Raw genomic sequence first — 1,088 nt, 5'->3', positions numbered from 1 at the left:
TTTCTACTGCTTCACGTCGCACATAGGAATTACGATCAGACACTACAATTTGTTGGAGTAATTCAAAAGTTTCTGAGCGCTCTTTCCAAACAGTTGCTAATTGTTGAACTGCTTCACGTCGCACCTGCCAACTCTCATCAGAAACTACTCTTTGTTTGAGTAATTCTAAAATTCCGGGTTCATTTTTCCAACCAGTAGCTATTTGTTTCACCGCTTCACTTCGCACATCTGAATTTTCATTAGACACAACCCATTGTTTGAGTAATTCTAAAATTTCCGATTCATTTTTCCAACCAGTAACTATTTGTCGCACCGCTTCAACTCGCACATCCGAATCATCAGAGATAACCCATTGTTTGAGTAATTCTAAAATTCCCACCTCATGTTTCCAACCAGTAACTATTTGTCGGACTGCTTCAACTCGCACATCCGAATCATCAGAGATAACCCATTGTTTGAGTAATTCTAAAATTTCCGGTTTATCTTTCCAACCAATAGCTATTTGTCGCACTGCTTCAACTTTTAAACTTCAATTCAGAAAGTTAGATGTCATCTGGGCACACATTCTCTAATTTTAGCTTATTAACTTTAGATTAGCAGAAGGTTGAGAGATTGGCAATGTAATATAACATACTATAATATGTAATATTGTACAATAGATGAATAAAACATCAATTTATGGAAAACAGAGCGATCGCTACTCATGTAGGTTGGGTTGAGGAAGGAAACCCAACCTAATGTTAAATTCGTCAGCCAGATGCTCACACTAGCTATTTTCTAATCGCTGCAATTTCTTTTTTGCCCACTCCCGCAGTTGTTCGTCTGGGTCGTTTGCTGCTATGTCTTGTAATAGTGGGAGGGTTTGCGGATGGTCTGGATATTGTTTGACTATTGCTTCTAGTGCTGTTTGTCGAGGGTTGTCTTGATATTCATTTTTACCTTGAAAGGGGTCATTGAGGGCGGTATTGTAAAACAATTCAAACATTCCCTCTTCATTTTTCCAACCAGTAGCTATTTGTCGCACCGCTTCACGTCGCACACTCCAGCTCTGATCAGACACAACCCTTTGTTTGAGTAATTCTAAAATT

2 protein-coding genes are annotated in these 1,088 nt (G+C 38.8%); both read right to left on the bottom strand.

Features of this window, described 5'->3' with window-relative positions; genetic code table 11:
• Positions 1-511, bottom strand: a 511-nt coding sequence (locus tag ACP6PK_RS02435) for a HEAT repeat domain-containing protein (RefSeq protein WP_426557451.1), incomplete at its 3' end; no start/stop codon positions are given.
• A 255-nt stretch (positions 512-766) separates the two neighbouring features.
• Positions 767-1,088: HEAT repeat domain-containing protein (locus ACP6PK_RS02430; RefSeq protein WP_426557449.1), on the bottom strand; the 322-nt coding region annotated here is incomplete at its 5' end.

Source organism: Dapis hubbardiae BLCC-M172 (assembly GCF_050016015.1).
In the GTDB taxonomy this organism is placed as follows: Bacteria; Cyanobacteriota; Cyanobacteriia; order Cyanobacteriales; family Microcoleaceae; genus Trichodesmium.
Note: the sequence above shows the minus strand (reverse complement) of the source record. Positions and strands in the feature narration are given on the sequence as shown.